At 46.5% G+C, this 26,869-nt stretch carries 17 protein-coding genes; 9 read left to right on the top strand and 8 right to left on the bottom strand.

All coding sequences use genetic code 11. The annotated features are described in order from the left end of the window. The first annotated feature begins 177 nt into the window (after positions 1 to 177). On the top strand, positions 178 to 2,505 hold the full coding sequence (locus NO989_RS00085; RefSeq protein ID WP_156087208.1) for a TonB-dependent hemoglobin/transferrin/lactoferrin family receptor: 2,328 nt from the start codon (positions 178 to 180) through the stop codon (positions 2,503 to 2,505). A 164-nt stretch (positions 2,506 to 2,669) separates the two neighbouring features. After that, positions 2,670 to 2,852, top strand: a complete 183-nt coding sequence (locus NO989_RS00080) for a DUF6435 family protein (RefSeq protein ID WP_039229326.1) — start codon at positions 2,670 to 2,672, stop codon at positions 2,850 to 2,852. Positions 2,853 to 2,887: 35 nt separating this feature from the next. On the opposite strand, the gene NO989_RS00075 is transcribed toward NO989_RS00080, so the two are convergent. Beyond that, complete coding sequence (locus tag NO989_RS00075) at positions 2,888 to 6,052, bottom strand: TonB-dependent receptor (protein WP_371341821.1); 3,165 nt, start codon at positions 6,050 to 6,052, stop codon at positions 2,888 to 2,890. A gap of 210 nt (positions 6,053 to 6,262) precedes the next feature. Between NO989_RS00075 and NO989_RS00070 the strand changes: the two genes are divergently transcribed. The 3 genes from NO989_RS00070 (at position 6,263) to NO989_RS00060 (ending at position 8,874) form a co-directional block, all read left to right on the top strand. Next, positions 6,263 to 6,853, top strand: a complete 591-nt coding sequence (locus NO989_RS00070) for a sigma-70 family RNA polymerase sigma factor (RefSeq protein ID WP_014951257.1) — start codon at positions 6,263 to 6,265, stop codon at positions 6,851 to 6,853. Further along, complete coding sequence (locus NO989_RS00065; protein ID WP_371341820.1) at positions 6,846 to 7,952, top strand: FecR family protein; 1,107 nt, start codon at positions 6,846 to 6,848, stop codon at positions 7,950 to 7,952. The genes NO989_RS00070 and NO989_RS00065 overlap by 8 nt, the downstream gene beginning before the upstream one ends. A 175-nt stretch (positions 7,953 to 8,127) precedes the next feature. Continuing rightward, positions 8,128 to 8,874 (top strand): hypothetical protein, encoded by a 747-nt coding sequence (locus tag NO989_RS00060; protein ID WP_371341819.1) that lies wholly within the window; start codon positions 8,128 to 8,130, stop codon positions 8,872 to 8,874. A gap of 92 nt (positions 8,875 to 8,966) precedes the next feature. Here the strand turns inward: NO989_RS00060 and ppiC are convergent, their stop codons facing one another. The 7 genes from ppiC to NO989_RS00025 form a co-directional block, all read right to left on the bottom strand. Continuing rightward, positions 8,967 to 9,248, bottom strand: a complete 282-nt coding sequence (ppiC, locus tag NO989_RS00055) for a peptidylprolyl isomerase PpiC (protein ID WP_371341818.1) — start codon at positions 9,246 to 9,248, stop codon at positions 8,967 to 8,969. A gap of 67 nt (positions 9,249 to 9,315) precedes the next feature. Next, on the bottom strand, positions 9,316 to 10,212 hold the full coding sequence (gene cyoE, locus NO989_RS00050) for a heme o synthase (protein WP_278343801.1): 897 nt from the start codon (positions 10,210 to 10,212) through the stop codon (positions 9,316 to 9,318). Between the two features lie 184 nt (positions 10,213 to 10,396). Beyond that, entirely contained in the window at positions 10,397 to 10,768 is a 372-nt protein-coding gene (gene cyoD, locus NO989_RS00045; RefSeq protein ID WP_278343800.1) for a cytochrome o ubiquinol oxidase subunit IV, read from the bottom strand. Continuing rightward, complete coding sequence (gene cyoC, locus NO989_RS00040) at positions 10,768 to 11,385, bottom strand: cytochrome o ubiquinol oxidase subunit III (protein ID WP_014977735.1); 618 nt, start codon at positions 11,383 to 11,385, stop codon at positions 10,768 to 10,770. The genes cyoD and cyoC overlap by 1 nt, the downstream gene beginning before the upstream one ends. After that, a complete protein-coding gene (cyoB, locus tag NO989_RS00035; RefSeq protein WP_371341817.1) occupies positions 11,382 to 13,370 on the bottom strand; it encodes a cytochrome o ubiquinol oxidase subunit I in 1,989 nt (662 codons plus the stop codon). The genes cyoC and cyoB overlap by 4 nt, the downstream gene beginning before the upstream one ends. Positions 13,371 to 13,372: 2 nt before the next feature. Continuing rightward, positions 13,373 to 14,314, bottom strand: coding sequence for a ubiquinol oxidase subunit II (cyoA, locus tag NO989_RS00030; protein WP_014951264.1), 942 nt, complete (start codon positions 14,312 to 14,314; stop codon positions 13,373 to 13,375). Between the two features lie 150 nt (positions 14,315 to 14,464). After that, on the bottom strand, positions 14,465 to 14,872 hold the full coding sequence (locus NO989_RS00025; RefSeq protein ID WP_371341816.1) for a hypothetical protein: 408 nt from the start codon (positions 14,870 to 14,872) through the stop codon (positions 14,465 to 14,467). A 516-nt stretch (positions 14,873 to 15,388) separates the two neighbouring features. Between NO989_RS00025 and NO989_RS00020 the strand changes: the two genes are divergently transcribed. The 4 genes from NO989_RS00020 to NO989_RS00005 all read left to right on the top strand — a co-directional run bounded on the left by NO989_RS00020 (position 15,389) and on the right by NO989_RS00005 (position 26,771). Then, the gene (locus NO989_RS00020; RefSeq protein ID WP_283626459.1) at positions 15,389 to 16,132 is read left to right on the top strand and encodes an IclR family transcriptional regulator; all 744 of its coding nucleotides are present in this window, start codon (positions 15,389 to 15,391) and stop codon (positions 16,130 to 16,132) included. Continuing rightward, entirely contained in the window at positions 16,132 to 17,454 is a 1,323-nt protein-coding gene (locus tag NO989_RS00015; RefSeq protein WP_371341815.1) for a polysaccharide lyase family 1 protein, read from the top strand. The genes NO989_RS00020 and NO989_RS00015 overlap by 1 nt, the downstream gene beginning before the upstream one ends. Before the next feature lie 147 nt (positions 17,455 to 17,601). Continuing rightward, positions 17,602 to 20,535, top strand: coding sequence for a TonB-dependent receptor (locus NO989_RS00010; protein ID WP_239239101.1), 2,934 nt, complete (start codon positions 17,602 to 17,604; stop codon positions 20,533 to 20,535). A 98-nt stretch (positions 20,536 to 20,633) separates the two neighbouring features. Then, positions 20,634 to 26,771 (top strand): pectinesterase family protein, encoded by a 6,138-nt coding sequence (locus tag NO989_RS00005; protein WP_371341814.1) that lies wholly within the window; start codon positions 20,634 to 20,636, stop codon positions 26,769 to 26,771. The last annotated feature ends 98 nt before the right edge of the window (positions 26,772 to 26,869 follow it).

The following is a 26,869-nucleotide window of genomic DNA, read 5'->3' as shown; positions in this document are numbered from 1 at the left end:
TGATAATTGTTATCAATAGTATTACGATCGATTTTTGACGCACGAAGTGTCAAGAAATCGCTTTGACAGGCGCGATTTAAGAAAAATAAAAATGATATCAACCGACGCAAACAGGAGGCTTAGCGTTGATACGAAATACTAATTATTTGCACTTTTATTAAAAATTGGAAAAGAACAATGAAATTTAAACGCTCAACGGTAGCTATTTCGCTTGGCTGTGCGCTAACACTTCCTGCCCTAGCTCAACAATCAGAATTGGCAGTTACAAAGGCCAAAAGTGAAGAAACCCTGACAACGACTGTCGAAAGCGTGCTGGATGCACAAACTCTGTCAAAGCGCTCAATTACAAATATTGAAGATACCGCTCGCTATATCCCAGGGGTACAAACTAATGATACGGGTAACCGTTTCGGTAACGATGGCTTCAACATTCGCGGCTTGGAAGGAGACGCTGTAGCAGTAACTGTAGATGGCGTCGGTCAAGGCGAAACGCTAAACCCAAGCTCATTTGCCGCTTATGGAATGTATGGATCGAGCCGCGGAGAAATTGAATTGGAACACGTAAAAGCCGTCAACATCACTAAAGGCCCAAGCGCTGTCGCGCAAGGACCAGGCTCCCTTGCTGGCTCAGTTACCTACGTGACCAATGAAGCGAGCGACTTTTTACCTGCCACAGGTGATGCCACAGGCGTTAGATTGAAAACCGGTTTTGATGCACGCTCTGACGAATGGCTAGTACACGGCACCGTCGCTAACAGAACGGGTAACTTCGACTCGCTATTACAATACACAATGCGCGACAGTAGTGAAACAGAAGCCCACAGCCATGGTGAGAATATCTCTGGCTCAGCACGTGGTCAGGCTGACCCGATGGATAATCAAGTCGATGCAGTTTTACTTAAACTTGCTTATAACTTTTCCGAGCACCAGCAACTAGGCTTTGTTTACGAAAAAACGGACAGAGAAACGAACGGCGTACCTCTTTCTCGCCAAAGTGACTCTTATTTCGACTTCACCTCAGCGGATGAAAATAACCGCGAGCGAATTGGGCTTTTCTTTAACAACGAAAACCTGGGCCTAGCGTTTGCTGACAGCATAGATGTGACATTGAACTATCAAGAGCTGTTTTCATCGGGTGTAACCAGCTTTCTTTACGGCAGTGCAGACGGCGACGCTATATTGCGTACCGAAGACCGCAATTTCAGCCAGGACTCATTGAGTTTCAATGTTGATTTGGCCAAATCAATCACCGGAGAATTTAACCATGAGATTATTTATGGTTTTAGTTTTCAACAGGTGGACGCTGAAGCGGTGATGTTTGACCGCAGGTTCGCTGGACAAACCGCGGACTCGCCTATATTAGACGGCTACCCTATTCGCGACCAAAGCTTCGTTCCAGAAACCGAAAAAACGTTAATTACAGCCTACCTAGCTGACACGGTTGAACTTAGCGAGCAATTAAGCGTAAACCTTGGACTTCGCTACGATTCTACGGAATATACGCCTACTGTAGACAGCACATTTTCAGACCCCACAGGGTTAAGTATCACAGACAGCGAGTTTAGTGCGGTGGTAGGAGAGATTGGTGCTACCTACGAATTCGTAAAAGGCCACTCTATAAATGCCCGAATTGCTCAGGGCTACCAAGCGCCTACGCTCCAAAGCTTGTATTTTGGTACAAACTCAGGCGATGAAGTCAGCGATATCATAACTGGTAACACGTTTATTGACCTTGATCGTATTGCCAACAGTGAACTCGATGCTCAGGAATCGACTAACTTTGAACTCACCTATATTGGTGATTTCGAGAACGGAAATGTCAGCGTGTCGGTGTTTAGAACTGAATACACTAACATGATTCAAGACGAGACTTATTCAACGCCTTATGGCACTGAAGTAACTACCGTGCAGTGCGGTCGCTTCGGTTGTGAAACCGTAGTCAATACTGATGATGTATTCACGCAGCCACAAAATACGGGCGAACTGACTGTTGACGGTTTTGAAGTTACTGCTAATTACAATTTTACAGATAACATTGCGGGTCGTTTTGCTTATACGGCATTGGAGGGTACCTACGACACCGCGTCTGCTTTTAACAATGCGGGGGACGACTTAGAAACCGTATCGCCAGATACCGCAACAGTTGGACTAGGCTACGTATCTGATGAAGGTGATTGGGGCGCAGAACTTGTCGCAATTTTGAGTAAAGGGGTAGAAGAAAGTACTCAACTTAGCTACACCTCGTTGAACAACGGTGCAGGTCCATCGCATACGCCTGCAGGCTATGCTGTTTTCGACCTGCTCGCCTACTACGACATTACTGAAAACCTGCGCTTTACCACGGCGATCTACAACCTTACAGACAAAGAGTATTACCGCTGGGAAGTACTTAATAGCGTAAGAGACGGTACTGGTGGTTTCTTTGGCGGTGTGAGCGGTAATGGATACCAGCGCTACTCAGAGCCAGGCAGAAGTATTAGTGCCTACGTCACTTACCAGTTCTAATGTAACCAAAGTGCAGGCCATACTTAGCTCAACTTAGCCAAGTGGCCTGCTATTCACTCAAGTATTCTCCCATGAATGTTTATGAAAGTTTGTTCACGAAAATGGGTGATCGAAAGTTCCTGTTCAAACGTTTTCTCGCTATCTCTCTTTTTAGGACTTTCACTATGTTTGGACTTTTTAAAAGCAATCCAACCAAAAAGATGCGGAAGCAGTATGACGCCCTTCTTGAAAAAGCCATGCACGCGCAAAGAAACGGTGACATAAAGACTTATTCATTGCTTACCGCCCAATCAGAAAAACTGTGGAAAGAAATAGAAACACTGGAGAAGAATACACAAGGAACATAAATGCTAGGCGCTTGCACATTGCGTGTGACCGAATACTAATACGTGATGTTTACACCTAAGGCGTAGCGCGCCCCCGCGTCTTGCACAAGCAAGAGATGATTGCTGAATCGGCCGCGCTTATGCACGGTTTCGTTAGTAATATTGATACCTTCAAAAAATACAGAAACCCTCGGGCTAAATTGGTATGAAAGGCTCATATCCCACTGCTTGTAGGGGCTAACAAAGGTAGGCTCGGTGCTTTGGGTTTGGTTCAGCGATTGCAAGAACCCTTCTCGCTGGTTCCAGGCCACCCGCCATTGCAGCGCGTTTTTTTCATAAAACAGCACCATGTTTTTGGCACCCGACAACCCTGTAAGTGCGAAGGTTGAACGGATATTGGCGGTGTCTAATTCAGCGTTGCTGTCTACAAAGCTCGCATTGGCCTGAATTCCCCACCCTGACTCGCCAAACAAATGCTGTACTGCTACCTCTACCCCTTCAACCGTTGCAGACTCACCGTTGCTAGGAGATATTACGGAAAACTGCGCTAATGCATCAGCATCATCAACCGCGTTTGGATCTGTGCCGGTGCTAGGGTCAGTCACGTTATTAAAGGTTTGTGTACTGCTTTCATTAACAATGAAATTATCTACCGTTTTTCTAAAGTAACCTGCCGATATATAGCTATTTTCCTGGTAGTAATGCTCAATGGCCAAATCAATGTTTTTTGCCTCAAAGGGCAATAGCTGTGCGTTTCCGATACGCGCCCGCAGATCACCACCTTGTCGCGTGGTGGTGTAAGTTACGCCCGGCGCCATCTGTTCTAAGGTTGGGCGGGTGATACTGTGATTATAAGCCGCGCGAAATACCCAGCTATCTAACCAGCTGGCTTTAAAACTTACGCTAGGTAAAACATTGGTGTAGTTTGACGATTCATCAATGCTTACCGAGGCGCCAAATTCTTGCCCCAGTTCGGTTTGGTCTAAAATAACTAACGCCGACAACTGTTCGTCGACACCACTTACTTTTACGTCAGTATACTCAGCCCGTAGCCCTGCATGCACATCAATAAACCAAGGCGCAAAATCCTTTTCAATAGCGGCTTGAACATACCCCGCATACACGGTTTCCTTAACCGCGAAAGAACTCCCCCGAGTTTCAGCGGCTAAACTGACATCACCGGCGTTCTCCAAGTAACGAAATAATGTATCGCCGTCGTGACGCAGCCACTGATGAGGTATGTTCTCATGCCCACTAATTGACCCAAGAAAATCGTCGCCAGCGTCAAATATGGTTTGGAAGCTATCGGGAATATCAGGTGCATCAAAATAGCCACAAAAACTGCAGTGTCTTGCGTCGGCTTCGTTGTCTCTTCTTTCGTTGGCTTTTTCTCGCTGAGTTAATGCTCCGCCAACGTCAATTTTGCTAAACCAGTTATCGTCGCCAAGCACGCTTACATTGATTTTTGCTTGCCCTATATCGTCATCAATACTCCACCCTCTGCGCAACATCACGTGGGAACGGCCGTTGGCTGGATCTAAGTAATGGGACACGCCAACCGGCTCCCCCAAGGCATTTACCTGACGGGGGTTGGCTTGTTCAAAGCCCGATATTGCGGGCAATATATTCGACTGACGATGATCGAATGAAGAGCGATTTAGATAACCGATAAGCGAGAGAGAATTCCCCTCTCCATTGTTGTCATCGACATTGGCCATTGAGTAAGACAGATCAGCATCAACAATTACGCTATCGCTTGCGATGTAGTTCGCTGCAAAACCGAAGCTTCTCAAGGTCGATGAACGGTTAAATGTGCGCGCGTGAAAGTCGGTGGCATGCCCGCTATTTTGTGAAAAAGCCACCGCCGTGCCGTTTTCATCCACCGTAACATCTTCAAGGTTACTCGATGTAAACCAATGTCCCATTGAGGTTGCCGAGGTTTCAACATCAAATGTTGACCCCAGATAATCAGCCGTAAGCTCGAGCTTGTTATTAGGTCGATATTGTAAAACGAGCGCAGACCCCGTACGTGTTCTATCGTCAAAGCGCACTCTTTGATCGTAATTCCTGGGCACATATAGCGTAGAAACGTCATCAGAAAGCTCACTTTCAGGTACGTTAGTATTTACCAACCAACCATCAATTTGCGCTTCTTCTAGTCGCGCTTGACGCTTGTGTTGAGTAAAAGAGGCTAGAATGCCAAACGAGTTGTTCAAATAAGTGTTGCTGAACATAGCAGAGGTAGAAGGCGCATATTGTTGCGAGTTAGTATCGTACTGCATTTTGATGCTGCCAGCCGCCCGCATTCCCTTGAAAGAAAGAGGTTTAGCGGTGTGAACATCGATCGTAGCGCCGATGCCACCTGACTGCATAGTCGCCTGGCTTTGTTTGTGCACGGTAACACTGCTGACAATCTCAGAGGCCAGTGTATCAAAGCTGAATTCGCGCCCGAGCTTATCGGTTGCCATAGGCCTGCCGTTTAATAACACCCGATTAAATTCCGGCCCAAACCCCCTCACTGTAACAAGTTGACCTTCACCTTCTGCGCGGTCGATAGATACGCCAGAGACACGCTGCAGCGCTTCTGCGAGGTTTTGATCGGGAAACTTGCCCATATCCACCGACTGAATAGTATCAATGATGACGTTCGCGTTGCGTTTGATCCCCACCGATTGAGCAACACGCGCTCGTAATCCCCTTACTTCAATGTATTCAATATCGTAACTGCCTTGCTCGTCAGGTACGGTTACCAAGCTATCGTCTTGTGCGGTAATGGCGTTAAAAAGACGACCAAGCAAGTGATTGTTTTCATCACTATCGCTAGCAGGCACTATTTTTATTCGGTTGTTGTCGACAATATCAGCACTCAGGCCTGTACCAGCCAAAAGCTTTTCTATTGCTACTTGTGGCGTATAGTTACCACTTACTTCATTTGCAAAAATATGCCTGACTTTGTTGAAGGGGAAGACCACAGTCAGCTCGGCTTGATTGGCAAACGCGATGATTGCCTCGTCTGCACTTTGTGCAGGAATAGCGAAATTTATTGCGGAGAGCGGCGATGTATTCTGTGTAATCACTTCTGCTTGTTGGTGGGGCAGCACTGACTGTGCAATAACAGTGTGACTTGCGCCGAACGACATCATGCACAGTGCAACCGTTAAAGCTTTAGGCTTAAAAGGCAGCATGATTATTGTGTCGAATGGTTCATTTGCCACAGGCATATTCGGTTTTACGCTATTGTTATTATTGATTATTAGAGTGTGTGATGCGTATGCGTCACCCTACACGTTATTATTGGTGTTGTTTTAAACTAGCGTCGCATTATATACAACCCATTAACAAATTTAATTTTTGAGCGATAATGTTGAAAATACTGGGGGAAAATAGCGTGGCTGTCGTCTTAGTAAGTAATAACGATAAAAAATAACAATATGCCCATAGAAACAGCCATACATAATGCCTATATGTCGGCGCGCGGCTCGATGGCCAAAATGCTATCGCGCCTTGTGCCGCCTAAAGAAGTGGATGACATACTGCAGGATACGTATGTTCGCTTGTGTCAGGCGAAATCTACCGAGCATATTAAAGAGCCCAAGTCGTTTTTGTTTAAAACCGCAAAAAACTTGGCCTACGATCACTTGAAGCGTGCAGAAACACGCATGGTAGACGACAGCATAGAGGTTGCGGCAGCACTGGAAAGCGCAATTAGCGGTGTTGAAGATGAAACATTTCACAACAACGCCACCCAGCAAGAGTTTAAGTTATTTTGTGACGCAGTGCGCGCCCTTCCCAAGCAATGCAGGCGCGCATTTGTATTGAAGAAAGTGTATGGATACTCTCTTAAAGAGATTGCCCAAGAATTAGAGATAAGCGAAAAAACCGTGGAAAAGCATATTGCTGAAGGAATAAAAAGATGCACTTTGTTTATGCGACGACAAACGACGTCGCATACACGGCCGAATGCTTATCAAAGTGGTGGGCAACACAGTACGGCGGATGTAAAGAGAGACGCCCATGAATAGTTCAACAAACGAAACAAAAAACGCTAAGTCAGGCACCAATAGCAACGTTGTACAGTTTAATAGAGATGAGCGTGTGCTTGATGCCGCCAGCGAATGGCTTGTGAAACTCGACGAGGGGCTTGATGCCGAAGAAATGCAAGCGTTAAAAACATGGCTTGCAACGCCTTTGCATCGAGACACTTTCCTAGAGATGGTAGCGTTATGGGACAAGATGTCGGTGCTTAGCGAACTGGCTGAGATCGTACCTCATACACCTGAGCCTAGCGTCAAACACAAAGCAAACAACACCGTCACTTGGAAGCGCCCGCTGGCCATTGCTGCCTCGTTTTTAATGATTGGGCTGTTAAGTTATCAGGGGCTAAATTTATTCTCGCCGTCTAATCAAACCGAACCTGTTGCTCAAATGGCAAGCTACTCGTTACAAGCCTCGACCAAACCGGGCGAGCACAAGAGTATTAGCTTAGAGGACGGCAGTACACTATGGCTTAATACCAACTCTCAAGTGAACATCGCTTTTACTGAAACCTCACGGATTATTCAGCTTGTCAAAGGTGAGCTTCATATCGAAGTGGCGAAAGACAAATCCCGCCCGCTCAATGTACTTGCAGCCGGTAAAGCCATACAGGCGGTTGGTACTGCTTTTAATGTGCAATATCACCGCGGCGACCTTGAACTGGTAGTTACCGAAGGCGTAGTAGAAGTCGCCAGCTATACGCTTAATAAAGCGAATAGCGAAAGCATTATTGATCCAATTATTAAACCGCAGGCTCAGCCACTGACGTTAGTTCAAGGTGAAAAATCGCTTTTATCTTTGCCTAACAGCACCGTTGAGACCGTGTCAGATGAAGATATCGCGAATGATTTAAGCTGGCGTGAAGGCAAGATTGTATTTCGCGGCGAGCCATTAATTGACGTGATTGAAGAAGTAAGCCGATATACGGATAAAACGGTTGTTTTAGGTGATGCTGCGCTTGCCAACATGCAAGTAGCAGGGCTATTCAACACCAATGATGTAGACGCGCTTATTGCCGCCCTTGCCGACAATTTACAGATATCTACAGACTACTCTAGCGACACTATTGTCCTTCGCCCCCGTTAATGGTGGGTTTGCTCATAAGTTCTTACTTAGCTTTATTGAGCTACAAACTAAGCGTAAAGCGCGTTCTAAAGCTTAACTCGCGCTTTTACCCACTCCCCCTTACAATGACGCCTTATACCAGTCGGCAAGCATTGGTATTATATATAAATGCATCAAACAATAAGGCGTCTTTGATATGCAACTAGGCAGTACTTTAACGGCAATTAAGCAGCTCACGTCCAGGCTACTATTTCTGGTAACCTGCGCGGTGCTATCTAATACAGCTTTCGCCATTGAAGCTGGCCAATATTATTATTTCATTTCTGACAAGTGCGTGGCTAAAGGCCCTCAAACGCCCGAAGAGCGAGGCGCCGTAACCCCAGATGTTATGCTATTTGAAGTGGTACCTGCGGGGATCAGCGACTACTACATAAACATGAATACAAGCGCACTGGTTCACTATGCAGAGGAAGGGCAAGCGCATCTTTCTTCATTGGAAACAGAGCAGGCCTATACTGCTGGCAAAGCACCGTCGAAAGACAGCCTTAGAAAAGATGGCAATGCCATCCAGCACGACTTCATGCTGCAGCGCGAAGCAATAGATTTAAAAACCCTGATAAACACGTTAAATGGTTTTTCCCAGCTGCAGTCTGATAAAGGCTACTTTTTTAAGAAAATCGTAGGCCTTTCTAACCCCGACGCTAAATTTAAAGCCATTACCCGGGTTCGCTTAAGCGATATGGGTTACGACAATCGCATGATGCTAACAAGCTACTCCAGCGACTACTTTATGCTGGATGAACAAGGTAAGGCCTCTGACACAGCTTTTATTACGGTAGATCACGGCGCAGCGCTACGCAATTCACTGCACGACACCAACAGCCCGTACGCCATATTTACCAAAAATTCAGTATGCGGTGAAAAGTGGGAGCCGGGCAATTAACAAGGTAATTTGCTAGGACATACTTTAAACGCTTGTTGAATGGATCGGGCTTACTTCGGCTTTAGCGGCTTTGGTTTTAAAAGGCTCTGGTTTTAATTACTACGATAAAGCGTTTTAATAAGGTGGTAGCCGAAACGGGACTTCACCGGCCCGTGTACTTTTAGCACGTCTTTTTTAAATACCACATCGTCGAAGGCTTTTACCATTTGGCCTCTACGGAATTCACCAAGATCGCCGCCACGCTTGCCCGACGGACATTTAGAATGACGCTTTGCTAACGTCGCAAAATCCTTACCCTTTTTAAGCTGCTCTAAAATAGAAAGCGCTTCTTTCTCTGTTTTAACCAAAATGTGAAGTGCGGATGCCGTTGCCATGAAAATTCTCTGCCTTACGAAATAATTAGTGCCAATTATACCTCAGCACTAAAGGCTATTCGCAATTTTACAGTGTAATCGCAAACAGACTCGTTACTGACGTATGATAGTCCAGTGACATAGCGACGGATAACAGCGTTATATTCACAATGGAGAAACCAAAAACACGTTTTGCCCAGCCTTCTACGTTGATATCGGGTCTGTATCCGCGCAGCGCCATCAACAGCCACCAAAGGCTTGTTGCAAAAGCGACTGTCAAAAAGCCAATACCCGTATAACCGCTAAGTGGAAGCAGCATTACCACTAAAGCAAATAACGCAATATGAAGGACGATATGGCGTTTTGCTTTCGCAATACCTTGCGATACAGGTAATACGGGAATGCCAGCCGCCTTATAGTCGTTATATCTAAAGATAGCGATGGCATAGGAATGGGGCATTTGCCAAATGCTGAACATACTTAGCAAAATAGCCGCAGCCATATCAAACTGACCGCTCGCCGCGCAATAACCGACTACGGGCGGAACGGCCCCCGACAAACTGCCAACGAAGGTGCCATACACCGAATTTCGCTTCATATACAAGCTGTAAACACCCACATAAATGACGTAGCCAAAAGCGGCAAAAAATACCGCGGTAAGGTTGGTGTAAGCTGCTAACAAGCCGAACCCCGAAATGCCTAGCACAGCACCGTGCAACATCGCAGTAAGTAATGGCAACTCGCCTGTTACCGTAACCCGGTTGGCCGTGCGCTGCATTTTGCCGTCGATATCTCGGTCAATGCAGTTATTAATGACACAACCTGAAGCCACCACCAGCGATAAACCGATGAGCGCAGCGAGCAGCAGCCAGTAATCTATATCGCCACGGGACGCGAGCAAGAAACCGCCCGTTACCGAAATAGCATTGCCCATAATAATGCCGGGCTTGGTGACTGACAGGTAACGTTTATAAGTAGAGGTCATGGGTAAAATCCAAATTTAGAACGCGCCCATTTAGACACGTATCAAGGTGTACTGAGAAGCCCCAATGTTGCCCCAACAATAGGTTGCACCAATAGAAGGGCTTATCGTACTGACCGCGATGAAGTAATCACATTGAAAAGCCTGACATGATCGTCAGGCTAGACCACGCATATACAGAGATTTGCTAATACATCATCATGGCGTTTGATTCGTAGATGATCCAAACGGATAAACCAACCACCATGAAAATAATAAGCGCACTGAATAAGAATGAAAACGTATTGGCTCTGCCTTCTTCAGTAACAAAGTTAAGGTGCAAAAAGTATTTAAGGTGCACCCAAATTTGAACCAAGCCCAAAGTTACCACGCTCCAAATCGTGGTAACTTTAGATAGGTCGCCATTCATCACTAGAGTGAACGGAATAGCGGTAAGTACCACAGATAGAATGAAGCCAATAATATAAGACTTCACATCGCCATGTGCGCCATCACTATTGTGGGTCGATGAAGCGTGACCGTCCGTATTTGAAGCTAATTTTGCATCGTGTAACGCCATTACATTGCCCCCATTAAATACACTACGGTAAATACACATATCCATACGATATCGAGGAAGTGCCAAAACAGACTTAAGCAACTAAGTCGAGTAACGGTTTGCTCACCTAGACCTCGGCGGGTTACTTCAATAAACATGATTGTCATCCAAATAAGGCCCGCTGTAACGTGCAGTCCGTGCAGTCCCACTAACGAGAAAAACGCCGTTAGAAACGCACTTTGCTGCGGCCCGTTGCCATGCTCAATAAGGTGATGAAATTCGTACACCTCCATACCAATAAAACACGCACCCAGTGCCCATGTCACCGCCAGCCAAGCAAGGGCGCCTGACTTGTTTTGTCGGTGAGCACATATCATGGCAAAGCCAAAGGTAATGCTGCTTAAAAGCAGAGCGGCTGTTTCAACTGCAACAAAGTTGAGCTCGAAAATATCTTTGCCAGACACACCGCCCGCCGTATTCATAAACAGCACGGCATAGGTGGCAAAGAAAGAAGCAAACAACAAACAGTCGGTCATTAAGTACAACCAGAAACCAAACACGGTGTTGTTTTCATGATGTTCTTCGTGTGCGTGTTCATGCGGCATTGATGCGGCGCTTGATGTTGCAATAGTACTCATGAGCGACCTCCCACTGTATTGGCACTTAAGTGCGTAGCTTCAACTCGTTCAACCTCATCTACCTGCACGTAGTAATCAACATCCGAGGTATAGCAACGCTTAATAAATACTCCTATTCCTGCCACTAAACCGACAACAGCAAGCCACCAAATATGCCAGATAAGCGCAAAGCCCATCAGGGTAAAGCTCATGCTCATGAAAACTCCGGCTGAAGTATTTTTTGGCATATGAATAGGTGTGTATTTTTCAGGGCGTTGATACGAATCGCCGCGCTCCTTCATATCCGTCCATGCATCAATGTCTTTGATGTGAGGAATCTTGGCAAAATTGTAAAATTGAGGCGGTGACGCCGTTGACCACTCTAGCGTGTGACCATTCCACGGATCGCCCGTTGTATCGTTAAGCTTCTCTTTGTTTTTGAAGCTTACAAACAGCTGAAGTAGCTGGAAGAAAATACCAATTGCTATAACAAACGCACCAAATGCAGCAATGTATAACCAGATATTCCAGTCAGGGTTGTCCGTGTGATTTAAGCGGCGTGTCATACCCAAAAAGCCAAGCACATATAGGGGCATGAACGCCAAAAGGAAACCAATTTGCCAGCACCAAAAGGCTGCTTTTCCTGTTTTTTCGTCAAGCTTAAAGCCCATGGCTTTCGGGAACCAAAAAGCAAAGCCAGCCAGATAGCCAAATACCGCACCACCAATAATGGTGTTGTGAAAGTGCGCAATGAGAAACAAGCTATTATGAAGTACGTAGTCAGCACCTGGAATAGCAAGTAACACCCCTGTCATGCCGCCAATGGTGAAGGTCACCATAAAGCCTAACGTCCACAGTACAGGCACACTCAATATTAAGCGACCGCGATACATGGTGAATAGCCAGTTAAACAGTTTCACGCCCGTGGGTACGGCAATAACCATGGTCATAATGCCGAAGAAGGCATTCACATTGGCGCTCGACCCCATGGTAAAGAAGTGGTGCAGCCAAACAATAAAACCAAGAATGGCAATGGCACCCGACGCATACACCATCGACTTGTAGCCAAACAGGCGCTTAGCGGTAAACGTAGATATAACTTCTGAAAAAATACCGAATGCAGGCAGTACTAGAATATAAACCTCAGGGTGTCCCCACGCCCAGAACAGGTTGATATACATCATAGAGTTACCACCAGCTTCATTCGTGAAGAAGTGGAAATCCATATAACGGTCTAGCGTCAGCATGGCTAACACAGCCGTCAGAATTGGGAACGAAGCAGCAATCAGAATGTTTGCCCACGTACAGGTCCATGTAAAAATAGGCATTTGCATTAACTTCATACCGGGCGCCCGCATTTTGAACACGGTAACTAGGAAGTTTACGGCGGTTAGCAGTGTACCGAGCCCGGATATCTGCAGGGCCCATATATAATAGTCGACGCCAACCCCGGGACTAAACTCCAACCCGGCTAGCGGCGGATAAGCAACCCACCCTGTTTTTGCGAATTCACCTAACCCCAAAGACACATTTACTAGAATTGCGCCACCTGCGGTCAGCCAAAAACTCAAATTATTTAAAAAAGGAAACGCCACATCGCGAGCACCAATTTGTAGTGGCAAAATGATATTCATCAACCCAATCATAAACGGCATCGCCATGAAGATAATCATGATAACGCCATGGGCTGTGAAGATTTGGTCGTAGTGCTCTGGCGGTAGATACCCGGGCGCACCATTGGTTGCCATTGCAAGCTGAGTACGCATCATAATGGCGTCGGCGAAGCCACGCAGCAGCATGATCATAGCCAACACAATGTACATAATACCAAGACGTTTGTGGTCGACAGACGTTATCCAATCACACCACAGGGTTCCCCACTGTTTGTGCTTGGTGATAAGCATGGCAATGACCACACCCACCACTGCCACAACAGCAAGTGTCACCATAATAATCGGCTCGTGATAGGGCACGGCCTCAATAGATAATTTACCTAATAAAGACATGGTTATTGTGCATCCTCTTGGTGATGGCTGTGTTGCATTTCAGGCATGGCGTGATGTTCGCCCATGGCGGCATTTTCCGGCTTGTTGTAGAAATCCATAGAGCCGTGATCTTTCATGTATTTCATAACAATGTTATGAAACAAACCGTCATCGACTTTGCTGAAATAGGTCACCGGATTGTTTTCGCTTGGCTCAGCAAGCTGCTCGTAGGCACCTGACGTTAACGACGTTTGCGACTGCTTAACGCTGGCAACCCACGCCTCGAAGTCATCCTCGGTAGGTGTGGCAATAGCGTTAAACTTCATGCCAGTGAATCCCGCACCGCTGTAATTTGAAGAAATGCCTTTGTACGTACCTGGCTCGTCGGCAATAAGATGAAGCTTGGTCTCCATTCCCGCCATGGAATAAATCTGGCTCCCTAGCTGAGGAATAAAAAACGAGTTCATGGTGCTTTCAGAAGTAATCTTAAACGCAACGGGTTTATTGGCAGGAAACACCAATTCATTGACCGTTGCTATACCTTGTTCAGGATAAATAAACAGCCACTTCCAGTTGAGCGAGACTACTTCAACAGTAAGATGCTCTCCTTGACCTTCTAGCGGCGCATAAGGGTCGAGTGCGTGAGTAGAGCGCCAGGTGATCACACTCAACGACACGACAATGAGAATTGGAATGGACCACACCACCGCTTCAATTTTGGTTGAGTGTGCCCACTTAGGGGTATAAATTTCGAAATCGCGACTAGCGCGATACTTCCACGCAAAGTAAAGCGTAAGAAAAATAACGGGAACAACAACAATCAGCATTAGGATGGTGCAAAGAATAATCAGATTCTTTTCATCCATGCCTACTTGCCCTTTAGGGTCAAGCACGCCACCGCTGCAGCCGGCCAACGTCAGCCCTGCACCAGCAACAATTAGAGTAAAAAGGTTACGAATAGACAAAACAAGTTCCTATAACCTACAAGTTAAACGGCGATGACTGGGCCGCTTAATAGAGAATGGCAGCGTTACAGCATCGAAAAGCACACCGGTAAAGCTTTGTCACACATACTGCGCGACGCTTTCGGCGTTAGATAATCAAATCGGAGACGTTTAACTAAAAAGTGGGGGCGCTCTACTGCCAACCGTCTGAACAAAAGGCTGGGGAAATGTAGGGCAAAGGTAAGGAATAGGTCGGCGCTGTTTTGTTATTTGCGCCTTTGCTATAGCCGTGGCTTTTACCAAGAGACCAACTAATACTAATGCAATAGTGGGAACAATAAATTGCGAAAGCGTGTGATTGGCCAGTGCAATGAAAAAAGGCTCTACAACCAAACTTTCATTAAACGCACTGACAAATTCTGCCGAGTCAGCCAAGGTACCACTGATAACTAGCGCAATGTTCAGCAGTAACACCAGATTAGCCAACCACAGCATAGCGCCTACACCACTGGTGTAGTTTATTGCGGGTCTAATCGAAGAATTCAGTTCGTCTAAAAAAACGAAAGAACGTGGTGTCATATAGAATGTAATGCCTTACAAGAACGATGCTCTAAGTTTAACGCTGCTTCAAATGAGAATGAGAAAGCAGGCGTGGCAGAGTAATCTCAAATAAGGGCAAGTACAAGCCACCTATCGACGGGCTAAAAAGACCTAGTAATTAAAGCACCAGACACAAATGACTATTTTATTAACATTCAAAAGGTAAGACTCTGCTTCCACAAATTTATCGTCGCCCTTAGCATAGATGTCACGCATTCGTTCACTTTTTCGCTCGCTGAGTCTTCAACTTGCACCTCGGCAGCACCTACACATGTTAATTTTTTGTTTTAAATATACAAAATTAAACCGCTTACCGGACGCGGTTGATAAAGCGTTAACCTTCTTATAGATGCGATGAGTTGCACGACAGTTTTCTCTCTTTTCTCAATGTAATTGATTTAAAAATCATCAATAATTTAAAATGCCACCGGTAGCATTTTGTTTGATTCGTGTTAATATCGAGCAGTATTATCTTGATTTCGGGACCGCAAAAAGATGGAAAGGTATGTAATTCCCAGTGTTATGCAGGCGCTGCAGCTATGTCAAGCCATCGCCGAGTCTCGCTCGGGGTTAAGTGCCTCTGAAATTGAGTCAGCGCTTAAACTTCCCCGCACATCAGTATTTAGGTTACTTAGAACATTAACCAGCGAACGGGTAGTCGAAAAGCGTGGTACAAAATACTTCTATGGCACACGCATTTACGAAATTAGCGCCGCTAACTCGCGCAGCAGATACGTTCAGAGAATCACTGCCCCTGCGCTTTCGAAACTTATAGCTGCAACCAACGCTAGCGCAATCATCTGCACATTAGGCGACTACTGCGCGTTTGTAATTGACGTTTTAGATGCCAGAGAAAAGCAAATAACAACAATAAGGCCAGGGACAAAACTGCCCTTATTTGAATCTGCTGCGGGTCATGTCATGTTGGCCTACCATCCCAAGTATCAAAACATGAACGACAGCTCACACCCCGCAAACTTTGATGAACAACAAGCCGCGAAATTACGAGCAACAACTTGTACCAGAGGCTATGCCGTCAGCCACTTCGCACCACGCAACGTAACGCTTGTTGCCGTGCCAGTCTTCATGCGAGATGGAGAGCTTGTATCAATTTTAGCAATAGAACTAGAGGGTATGATCCACGACGTTAAGGTACTCCAAGCATGGAGCGCTAAACTCAAAGACATCGCCCGCCTACCAACCACCGGTGCCCACCCTTACGAGCAGGACATGCAGTAATGAAACATATTCCAATTCAACTGATTGTCGCTTTCGTCGCGTTTCTCGCCTTGTCTAACTGTCACGCACAATCACTGGCGTTTGAAGGTGCGCTGGGGTTCGGAAAATACACACAAGGTGGAAACCAAGGAAAAGTGTTAGTTGTTAGCTCTTTGTCTGATAATGCCAAAAGCCCACAAGAGGGAACATTGCGATGGGCTATTGCGCAAGACTATCCCAGACTGATTGTCTTTAATGTGTCTGGCGTGATAGCGCTAGAAAAGGATTTAGAAATAAAACATGGCAACGTCACCATTGCAGGACAGACATCTCCCCACGGAATTGTAATTTCTGGCGCATCAACAAGCGTTGAAGCTAACCAGGTTATTATTCGTCACATGCGTTTTAGGCCAGGGAAAGACAGTAAAGAAGGCGACGCGGTCACTGTAAGAAACACTACTGACGTCATCATCGATCACTGCTCGCTCAGTTGGTCAAAAGACGAGGTAGGTTCGTTCTACAATAATCAGCGCTTTACACTGCAATACAGCATATTATCAGAGAGTTTAAACAACGCGGGCCATCACAAAGGTAGCCATGGCTATGGCGGCATTTGGGGTGGCAGTAATGCTAGCTTTTTGCGCAATATATTGGCCAATCATACCAGTAGAAACCCGCGCATTAACGGATGGCGACTGAACCCGCCTTACCCACAGCAGCAAGAATTCGTTGATATCAAAAATAACGTTATTGCCAACTGGCAAAAAAACTCAGCTTATGGCGGCGAAAACGGCACCGCAAATCTGGTTGGGAATATTTATGCCCCAGGCCCCGCTACGAAAAAGCTATGGTTTTTCCAATTATGGGACGATAAGGAATCACTCACTCGACTGTATGTTGCTGAAAACGTGATGAAGGGCTATGGCGACATGTCTGAGGACAACAGTAAAGGCATAGATGTTAAGAGCGCCAAAACCGGTTCAAAGAAAGAAAAAGACGTAATCACTCGTTCCCTTTCAACGTCGCCTTTTCATCAGAATGAAATAGATAAATTAGGCGATGCGCAACTTACTGCACAGCAAACATGGACAAGCTTGATTGAAAACCAAGACGTAGGTGCTAATCTCACCCGCACAGGTAAAGATCTAGACCCTGTAGACTCGCGCATACTTAAGCAAATACAAAGCAATCAGTACACAAGCAAAAATGGGATAATTGATAGTGAATTAGATGTGGTTGACTGGTCAATTTACAGCAGCTACTTTACTGCCAACCCCGCGCCCTCTCTTACTTTTCATGAAGAAAACTCATGGAGGGTACTCGCAGGAATCTCAACACTGTGATCACTAAATATTCATATATTAATAATTTGTGAAATAAACGTTAAATATTAGTGCATTCCTATCTGACAAGATCGATACTGCCACCGGTGGCATAGCAAAATACAAATACTACAGCTATGTCGATTTTGGAATTTAGGAGTTCAAAACATGAAAGTGTTTCAATGGACAGCCCTCGCTCTAGCCGTGTCCACGGCGTTTTCAAGCATGGCGCAAACAGCACCCGCTCAGGAAAATACCGAGCAAACTGAAACAAATGAGACCCCTAGCGAAATTGAAGTAGTTGAAGTAAAGGGTGTTAAACAGGCAGACCTTAAAGCGCGTGACTTAGAACGCATGAAAAGCGGCTTTAGCTCTGTTATTTCTACCGATGATTTAGGCAATTTTGTTGATCAGAACGTGGCGGAGTCCCTTCGACGACTGCCGGGTGTTACGCTACAGCGCTCTGAAGGCGAAGGTAAGTTTGTCACCGTAAGGGGCTTAGGGCCCGGCTTCGTATCCATAAATATGAACGGCGCACAAATGTCTGGTGCAGGCGAAGAACGGAAAGTGGGATTAGACGCACTTCCTGCTGACCTTCTCGGTACCATTGAAGTGCTGAAAACACTCACCCCAGACCAAAACCTAAATTCCATTGGCGGTACGGTCAACGTTAAAGCAATTTCAGCTTTCGATCGCGGCAAAAATACATTAAAAATGCGTGTTCAAGACGCATATTCAGAAGCGCGCGAAAAGCACTCTCCGAAATTTAGCTTAGACGGCACCCAGTTTTTCCTCGACAACACCTTTGGTATTGGCTTTGCCATCTCTCACGAAGACCGCAAAACCCAGATAGACGAAACGCGCCACCACAGCACCAACGAAATGAAGTTTTACACCGCCGACTTGGGTAAAACAGAAGAAGAAATTGCCCAGGGTGACGAAATTCTTGCGCCTTCTCAGTTAGAAGTTCGTCGCGAAATTGCAGGAAGAACTCGTCAAGCTGCAGCACTAAACCTTGAATACAAGCCCTCTGCAGACGCTTACTATTATGCCAAAGGCACGTTCACTCAGTTTGAAGATGATGATCGCGCACAGCGAGAATTTTACGATTTTCAAGATGCAGGCTCTGTCGGAAACGATGAAATTGTATACGTAAACGGCGCTACGAAAGAGTTTATTCTTAGCGATATAGACGTATTCCACCAGCATTTCCTACAAGAAAGTAAGAACAAAACCATAACGTTCAGCTTAGGGGGCGAAAACCGTATTGCTGAACGCTTCGTGTTTGACTACGAATACGCTCAATCTCGCTCTGAAGAAGACTCCACTGGTGACCGCCGCGTTCAATTCCGTGAACGAGACCTGATTGTTTATGGTCAAGGCGGTCGCGACAACATTAACGCCCGCATTTTAAGCCCACAGGAAGCTGCTGAAATCGCAGGTCTAACCTACGACCCGGAAAACAGTATTTTTGGAACGTCGGGTAGTGGCGATGGTTCTGACCTTTCAAATTATCAATTCGATAACCTGTTTTTAGAAGGCGGAACGCGAATTGATGAAATTAAGACAGTGAACCTTAACTTGCGAACCGACATTTTTAATGACTGGTTAAACACCATTAAATTTGGTGTGCAGGTGAGCGAGCGCGATCACGTGCGTGACAAGGACCGCTGGAGTTTCGACCCTTCTGCCGGCGACTGTAGCGACGACGCATGTATTGCCGCAGTGAATTCTACCCTTGCCGACTATGACACCCAGATTCCTTCAAACAGCGCATTCCAGTTGCCGTTTGAAAGCCGCGCAGTTGTCGACCAAATTGTTGATGCCACTCGTCAAACGGTTGAGCCTGCCACAAATGGCGAAGTGTCGATAGAAAGCACTAAGGGCGACTACAGCATTACCGAAGATACGCAGGCCGTATACGCAATGGCAGAGTTGCCATTAGGCGCAGATGCCACACTAACAACCGGCGTTCGCTGGACACAAACCGAGTTCTCTTCTACCGGCTTTTTGTCTTTAGAAAACGATGACTTTGAGTTTAATGGCGCAGGGGCTGGTGCATTGGATATTGCTATCCCTCTTCCAGAAGCGTCTATTAAATACAGTGAGTTTTTCCCTAGTGCACACATTAAATGGGAGCCGAGTGAAAACTTCCTAGTGCGTGCCGCAGCATGGACGAGTTTTACTCGCCCGTCGTTTAAACAAGCCCGTGCATTTGCTGTGTTTGACAGCGATATTGAGCTTTGTCCTCCTGGTTCTGACGATTGTGATGACAGTCAAGATGGCGCATCGCTTCAACAGTTAAGCCAGTACGTGTTGGGTTCTGATAATGCACTAGATGTGGGTAACCCTAACCTCGTTGCAATGACATCTATTAACTACGATGCGTCAATTGGCTGGTATCCAAGCGAAAACCTCTTTATGGAAGCGGCAGTTTTCTATAAAGACATCGACAACTTTATCGTAGATGTAAACGGAATTGGCATGGCGCTTAACGACCTGCCGCTAACGCTTCCGGTAAATCAAGTCACTGAGTTTGTTATTCCGCAAGACTTATACCTTAACGAGATAAACATTACCGTTAACGGCAACAAAGCCTCGGTTATCGGGTTAGAGCTTAGCTACAACCAGTACTTTGAAAATGGTCTATTCATTCAAAGTAATGCCACCATCCTAGATAGTGAGGCCACGCTGGATAGCAGTATTCGTCAAGGCAAAGTAGCACTGCCCGACCAAGCTGATACCACCTTCAACCTTGTATTTGGTTGGGAGAGCGAAACGTTCTCAGCTCGCTTAATTGGTAACGTGCGTTCTGAAGTTCTTGAACAAATTGGCTCTTGCCCAATTACTGCCGATCTTAACGACCCGAAAGGCTGCAAGATTTGGGGCGACCAATATCAAGATTCGGTTAAAAGCTTAGACTTTAAACTTCAGTACGACATTACCGAGTACGCACAACTGTACTTTGACGCCATCAACCTCACCGAGGAGTCTGACCTTCGCTACTTCCAAGGTAATGCGTTAAGCGGCGGCAACATTCTGTACCAAAAAGAAGAATACGGCCGCAGCTACCAGCTGGGTGTAAACATTAAGTTCTACTAATTGTCTGCGCCGGGGAAACCCGGCCTTTTCCACATAATAAAGCTGGAGCGGACATGTAGTGCGGTAGTACGCCCAGTAAAATATGGAGATTGAGTACCATGAAACTCACGAAAATTGCTGCCCTTATGGGCGGCGTTATTCTCGTTGCCGCCTGTGGCGAGAAAAGCTCTACCAATGTAACCCTCCCCCCCGACCCAGCACTTACTGGCGTATTTGTTGATAGCCCCGTTGAAGGAATCAATTATTCCTCTGCTTCTGTGGAAAACGGTACCACTAATGCGCAGGGTGAATACTCTTACTTCAGAGGCGAGCAGCTCGCTTTCAGCATAGGTCAGCTGACGTTTCCAGAAACACCGGCATCAAGCGTTATCTCTCCTCTTGACCTGTTCGCAACTGACAACCCTTTTAACCAGTCGGTCGTAAACACGCTTCGACTTTTACAATCTCTTGATACCGATGGCGACCCAAGTAACGGTATATCGCTAAGCGCCAGTGCTGGCGGTGTGGCGGTAGCTACGCTAGACGAAGGGCAAACCATTGAAGACTTCTTTAATCAATCTGATGCAGATTTTGCAGCCGATGTAGAGGTGTGGCTTGGTTCCGCTGGCGGAGCCAGTGCTACGCTTGTGGATAAAGCACAGGCTATCAGCCATTTCGTAAATTATCTTGAAGCCGAATTAGGTACGCTGTTCCCTAACACCTTTGATGTAACCCGTTTCACAGGCGACATTTACGCACCAACACTGGAAGGCAGAAGTGTATCGCAAGCCACATACACCTTTACGCCAGACGACGAAACGAACTTGTCAGGTACATTCGTAAGAGTGCACGGTGAGGAAAGCACAACGGGTAACTATGAATTCTCTTTTGGACGAAAAGTCATAGCCCTTAGCTACGGTGAGCAAACTGAGTATCTTATTTCCCGTGCTTTCAACACGGTTAACGAGGTATACAGCCTGTGCGTGGTATCCCCAGATAACGCTCAGTCTATGCCGCTAGTGCTGCATGTTGAAAATTGCCTTGCCAATGAAGACCCGCAAAACTACCTGTTTGCATTTACCCAAGAACAAGCAGATGTTGAACTGGCAAAGTTAGAGGAAGCAGCGAATTCTATCCAGGCAGCGCTTGAAGAGAATTTCGATACCGACACCGATACGTTTTTCTCATCGTCGTACAAGCGCTTAAGTGAAGAGCCAGATGCTGGCGCGCTTTATTATGTAACAGGTGGCAGCCCGCTAGTCGACGCCACCACAGGTCAGCTTACCCTTGAAGGCGATCGATTCAGTATTGGTAACGCTGCAGCCAACCCAGGTGCTAATACGTCGGCATCAGATACGGTAGGCATGGGTATTTATAACCTTAGCGAAGGTTTTACCATCAGCTTCGACGTTATTTCTCACAATGGCGGCGGTACATTTAGCCTTTATGTAGATAACAACACCACAGGGCAAGATAACTCTGTACACGGTGCTGCTTCTAAGTTCGTGAGCATAGGATTAGCGGACGGCACAATGGTACCCGGCACGCGATTTACCTATACCTATGAGCCAGGTGACGATATTGGTGGCGGCGATCCTAGTGCACCTGACGCTAAAATTCTCGATAGCTCGGTAACTAATAGCTTCTTCCAATTGCGCACAGACTCTAGTGCCACTATCACTATCGATAACTTAAAAATTGAGACGGTAGCTGACGCAGTTGACCCAGTGCCTCCGGTTGAGCCTGAGCCTACCGAGCCTGAAGAGCCCGAAGTTATTCCAAGTGTACCGCTGCCGCTTTCCTATACCTTTGCAGGCGAAAGCGAGGATATTTTCTCGACAAACTTTGCCGCGATTGAAAATGCAGCGGGTGAGCAAATCGCCATGTTTACCATTACCGGTGGCTCGGTAACGCAAATTGACACTGGTATTCAGCTTGACGGCGGACGCTTTACCCTTGGTAATACTGAACCTGATACCCAAAGCTCGTCTGACGATACATCATCAACCGGTGCACTGGATTTGAGCCGACCTTACAATGTTATCTTTGATGTTATTTCTGCCGAAGATTCCGAAGGCGACAACAAATTCCAGATTTACGTGGATAACAATACTTCTGGCAGCGCCAACTCACACCTAGGTTCAGATTCCCGCTTCTTTAATGAGCCTGTGCTCGATTTAGTACCGGGAACCACCATGACAGTAGAAGGACAGATAGCAACGCCTAACTCGTACCTTCAATTTAGAACGGAAAGTGGCTCTATTGTGGTCATCGACAATATTCGCATTGAATATATTGATGAAAACACCCTGTTAGAGGAGACGTTTGAAACAGACGCTGACACCTTCTTCAGCCCTGAATACAGGTCGACCGATGGTGGTGCGACACCGTTTTATAGCGTAACGGGCGGCGGCTCAGGTTTAGTGATCTCCGAAGGCCAACTAGCCATCGACAGTGCACGCTTTACCATGGGCAACAGTACCCCAGATACGGACACAACCGCCGATGACACTACAACGACGGGTATATTAGATTTAAGCCGTGAATATACCATTAGTATGGACATCATTGCGGTTGAAGACAGTGAAGGCGACAACAACTTCCAGATTTATGTAGATAACAACACCAGCAGTAGCAGCAAATCGATACATGGTGGCGACTCTAAATTCTACAGCGAACTGGTTAATAACCTTGTGCCAGGGCAACGCTTAACTATCGATGGATTTATTGGTACACCCACCTCGTTTTTACAGCTTCGTACTGAAAGTGGCGGCAAAGTGGTTATCGATAACTTTGTTATATCGTATGTGGGTGAAGCGCCAGATGACAGCAAGTTTAGCTGTGAAAATGAACCACAGCTTTACTTCTGTGACGACTTTGCATCGGGCTCTTTAGATAACTTCACGCTTATTTCAGACGACGCAGGCTCAAACGGCCCACAAGGCACGTTTGATGTTGTAGAAGATGACGGCAACAAAGTGATGCGCTACACCGCTGGCGGTGAAGGTGGTGAAATTTTCTTGGTTAAAGAGTCGGCGCTAAGCAACCTGCCAGAAAATGGAAATTACTTTGTTGAAGCGCGCATTCGTCCAAGACAAAACAGCACCACGCGAAACAAACAGATCTTCCTTCTAGGTCGTTATGATAGCGCTGGAAACTGGTACGGCGGAGGTTTGAATGTACAAAACTCGTCAAGCAGTACACAAGTGGAAGTAGCGGTAAGTACCGAAGGTAGTATTTCTCGCCCTGTCCAAGCTAAGTCACCTATTCTACTGGGTGAAAAAGACGGTACAGACGGCACGTGGTATCGCGTACGTTTTGAAATGGAAAACGAGAAACTCACCGTTTATTTAGACGGCGAGAACATGGGTACAGCAGAAGATACAACCTATAGCGCTGCGGGACTTATTGGCCTTTTCACTAATAACCGTTCGTTCGAGCTGGACGATTTAAAAGTGGGTGACCCCGCTGTTAAACCTGTTCAACTTACTCTAGATTTCAAAGAAACAGAGTGGGAAACCACCACCAGTAGCGATCCGTTATTCGTTTACGTTACCGCAGTACAAAACGACGGTATAACTGAAGACACGTTTACCGTAACCAGCAGTGATGCGAGTGTGGTCAGCGTAGAGCAGCAAGGCCCACAAGTTACCATTACCCCTCGCGCTGCCGGCAGCGCAATGGTAACTTTTACTTCTGGCTCTGACCCTACGTTAAGCAAACACATTGCCGTTAATGTTGGCGAAGGCTTTACCATGCCTACCACCACCTATGGCGACTTATTCCCTGATACCACACCGTATTCGGGCAATAACAATGCGTATACCGATACCCTACTCTCGTTAACCTTCGACAGCGAACCCACCTTAGGAAGTAGCGGTGAAGTGCGCATTTACAATGCGACAGACGACACCCTGGTAGACGTTATCAATATTGCAGCTGATGAAGACTTTATTGGCTTTGAAGGCCAAGACAGGCAGCGCAAAGTGGCTTACCGCCCAGCATCAGTTGTAGGCAATAAATTAATGATTAAGCCTCATACAAATGCCCTTCAATATGGTCAGTCATATTACGTGGCCATTAGCGATGGTGCGGTAACCGGCGCAACGCTAAATGGTGAAAGCTTTAGTGGTATTGGCAAGAGTGCGAACTGGCGCTTTGCAACAAGATCTGCCGCACCTTCTGGCGCGAATGTTACCGTAGATGATGACGGCGAAGCGGATTTCCGCACTGTGCAAGGTGCGCTTAATTACGTGATGCAAAACGTAAGCAGCGATACGCCATCTCGCATTACGATTCGTGACGGCGAATATCAAGAAATGCTGTTCCTTCGCGGTAACAACAATGTCACGCTTCAAGGCGAGAGCCGAGACAATACCGTGGTGTACTACGATAACTTTGAAAGCTTTAACAGCGGTAGCGGCAAGAGCGAAGCACCTGCGGCGGGCACGCCATCTGGCGGAAGAAGCGTGTTTTTAGTGGAAGGCGTAGATAACCTGACGCTAACGAACTTCACTTTGAAAAACTCACACATCAGAAGCAACGACTACTCTAACCAAGCTGAGACGATTTACTTCAACAGTGATTCAGGTCGTCTAACTGCTGTTGATATGAACTTTGCGAGTGAACAAGATACGCTGCTGTTAAAAGGCTTCAGTTGGTTCTACAACTCATTGATTGCCGGCAACGTTGATTTCATTTGGGGTTACGTAAATACCGCACTGTTTGAAAACAGCGAAATTCGCACCATTGGCGACTCTAAAAATGGCAACCCTGACGAAGACACAGCGGGCGGCTACATTCTACAAGCTCGCGTACCTGATATTTCTTATAAAGGGTTTATCTTCTTAAACAGCAGCTTCACCAATGGCCCGGGCCCTATTGGTAACGGTGTACTCGACGACTCTACGTATATTGCAAGAAGTGGCGGCAGCGCGAGCTACTTCGACAATATCACACTTATTAATAACCGTTTCGACACACACATTGCCACTATCGGCTGGGCGGGTGAAGGAGTACGCGACCAACCTGCACCAAACCCTAGCCCTGCAACCGCAGCAGCAGGATGGCGTGAGTACGGCAGCATGGATATGCAGGGTAACCCGCTTGATCTTTCAAGCCGTCAGTTTGCCCACATTCTTGCCGACAGCGAAGTGACTGAACTTACCAGCAGAACGGCGATATTCTCTCACTTTAATAACGGCGAAGGCTGGGTGCCAAGCGAGCCTAACTTACCGAATGTAGCACCTGCTCCAACGCTTGATGCTTACGGTTTTGCGCAATACAACTATGCATTAACCGGCGGTGCTGGCGGTACAGTAGTCACCGTAGATAACGGTGCTGACCTGCAGGCGGCGCTAGATAGCGCAGCGAACAGCAACACCCCAGTAACGGTTTATGTAGATGGCACCATTACCGACGCAAACAATGGCGGTACGGGCTCACCGATTGAAATAAAAGACATGAACGATGTGTCAATTATCGGGGTTGCAGACAGGGGCGAATTCGACGGCATTGGCATCTTAATCAGACGCGCAAATAACGTGATTATTCAAAACCTGAAAATCCACCACGTGCTTACTGATGGTAAAGACGCTATCTCTATTGAAGGTGATAACGACGGCTCTACCACCAGCAACATTTGGATTGACCACAATGAGCTTTACAGCACATTGTCTGTGGACAAGGATTTCTACGACGGGTTAGTAGATAGTAAACGCGGCGCGAAAAACATCACTATCTCTTACAACTATCTTCATGATCATTGGAAAGCCTCGTTACACGGCCACACTGAGAATGATGTAGACAGTGACAATACCGAGCGTTTAATTACCTTCCACCACAACCGCTTTGAGAATATCGAGTCACGTTTACCGTTATTCCGATACGGTCACGGTCACTTGTATAACAACTACTACAATCAAATATCCTCTACGGCAATCAATTCAAGAATTGGTGCAGAGCTACAGGTAGAAAACAATGTGTTTGAGAATACGCAAAACCCAATTGTTTCTTTCTACTCAGACGTTATTGGATACTGGAACACATCAGGCAACCTGTTTGGCGAAGGCGTAACCTGGACAACGCCAGCTGATGGTGACGTTGTAGCAGGACCTGATGCCACGCCAACATCCAGCTACGAAGTGCCTTACGACTACGTACTAGATGATGCCGACGTGGTTAAGCAGCGAGTTATCAACTACTCGGGCGTAGGTAAAATTAACCAGAATGCCGATGACATTCCTCCGTTAAACTAACTCCCAAAAGAGTTAGCTCAAACATCGAGTAGGGTGAGGCGTCACCGCCTCATCCCTCTCACAGAACCGTACATACGGGCCTCGTATACGGCTCATGT

Source organism: Alteromonas sp. DY56-G5, assembly GCF_041414725.1.
Lineage (GTDB): Bacteria > Pseudomonadota > Gammaproteobacteria > Enterobacterales > Alteromonadaceae > Alteromonas > Alteromonas macleodii.
This window is presented reverse-complemented; position numbering and strand designations above follow the sequence as displayed.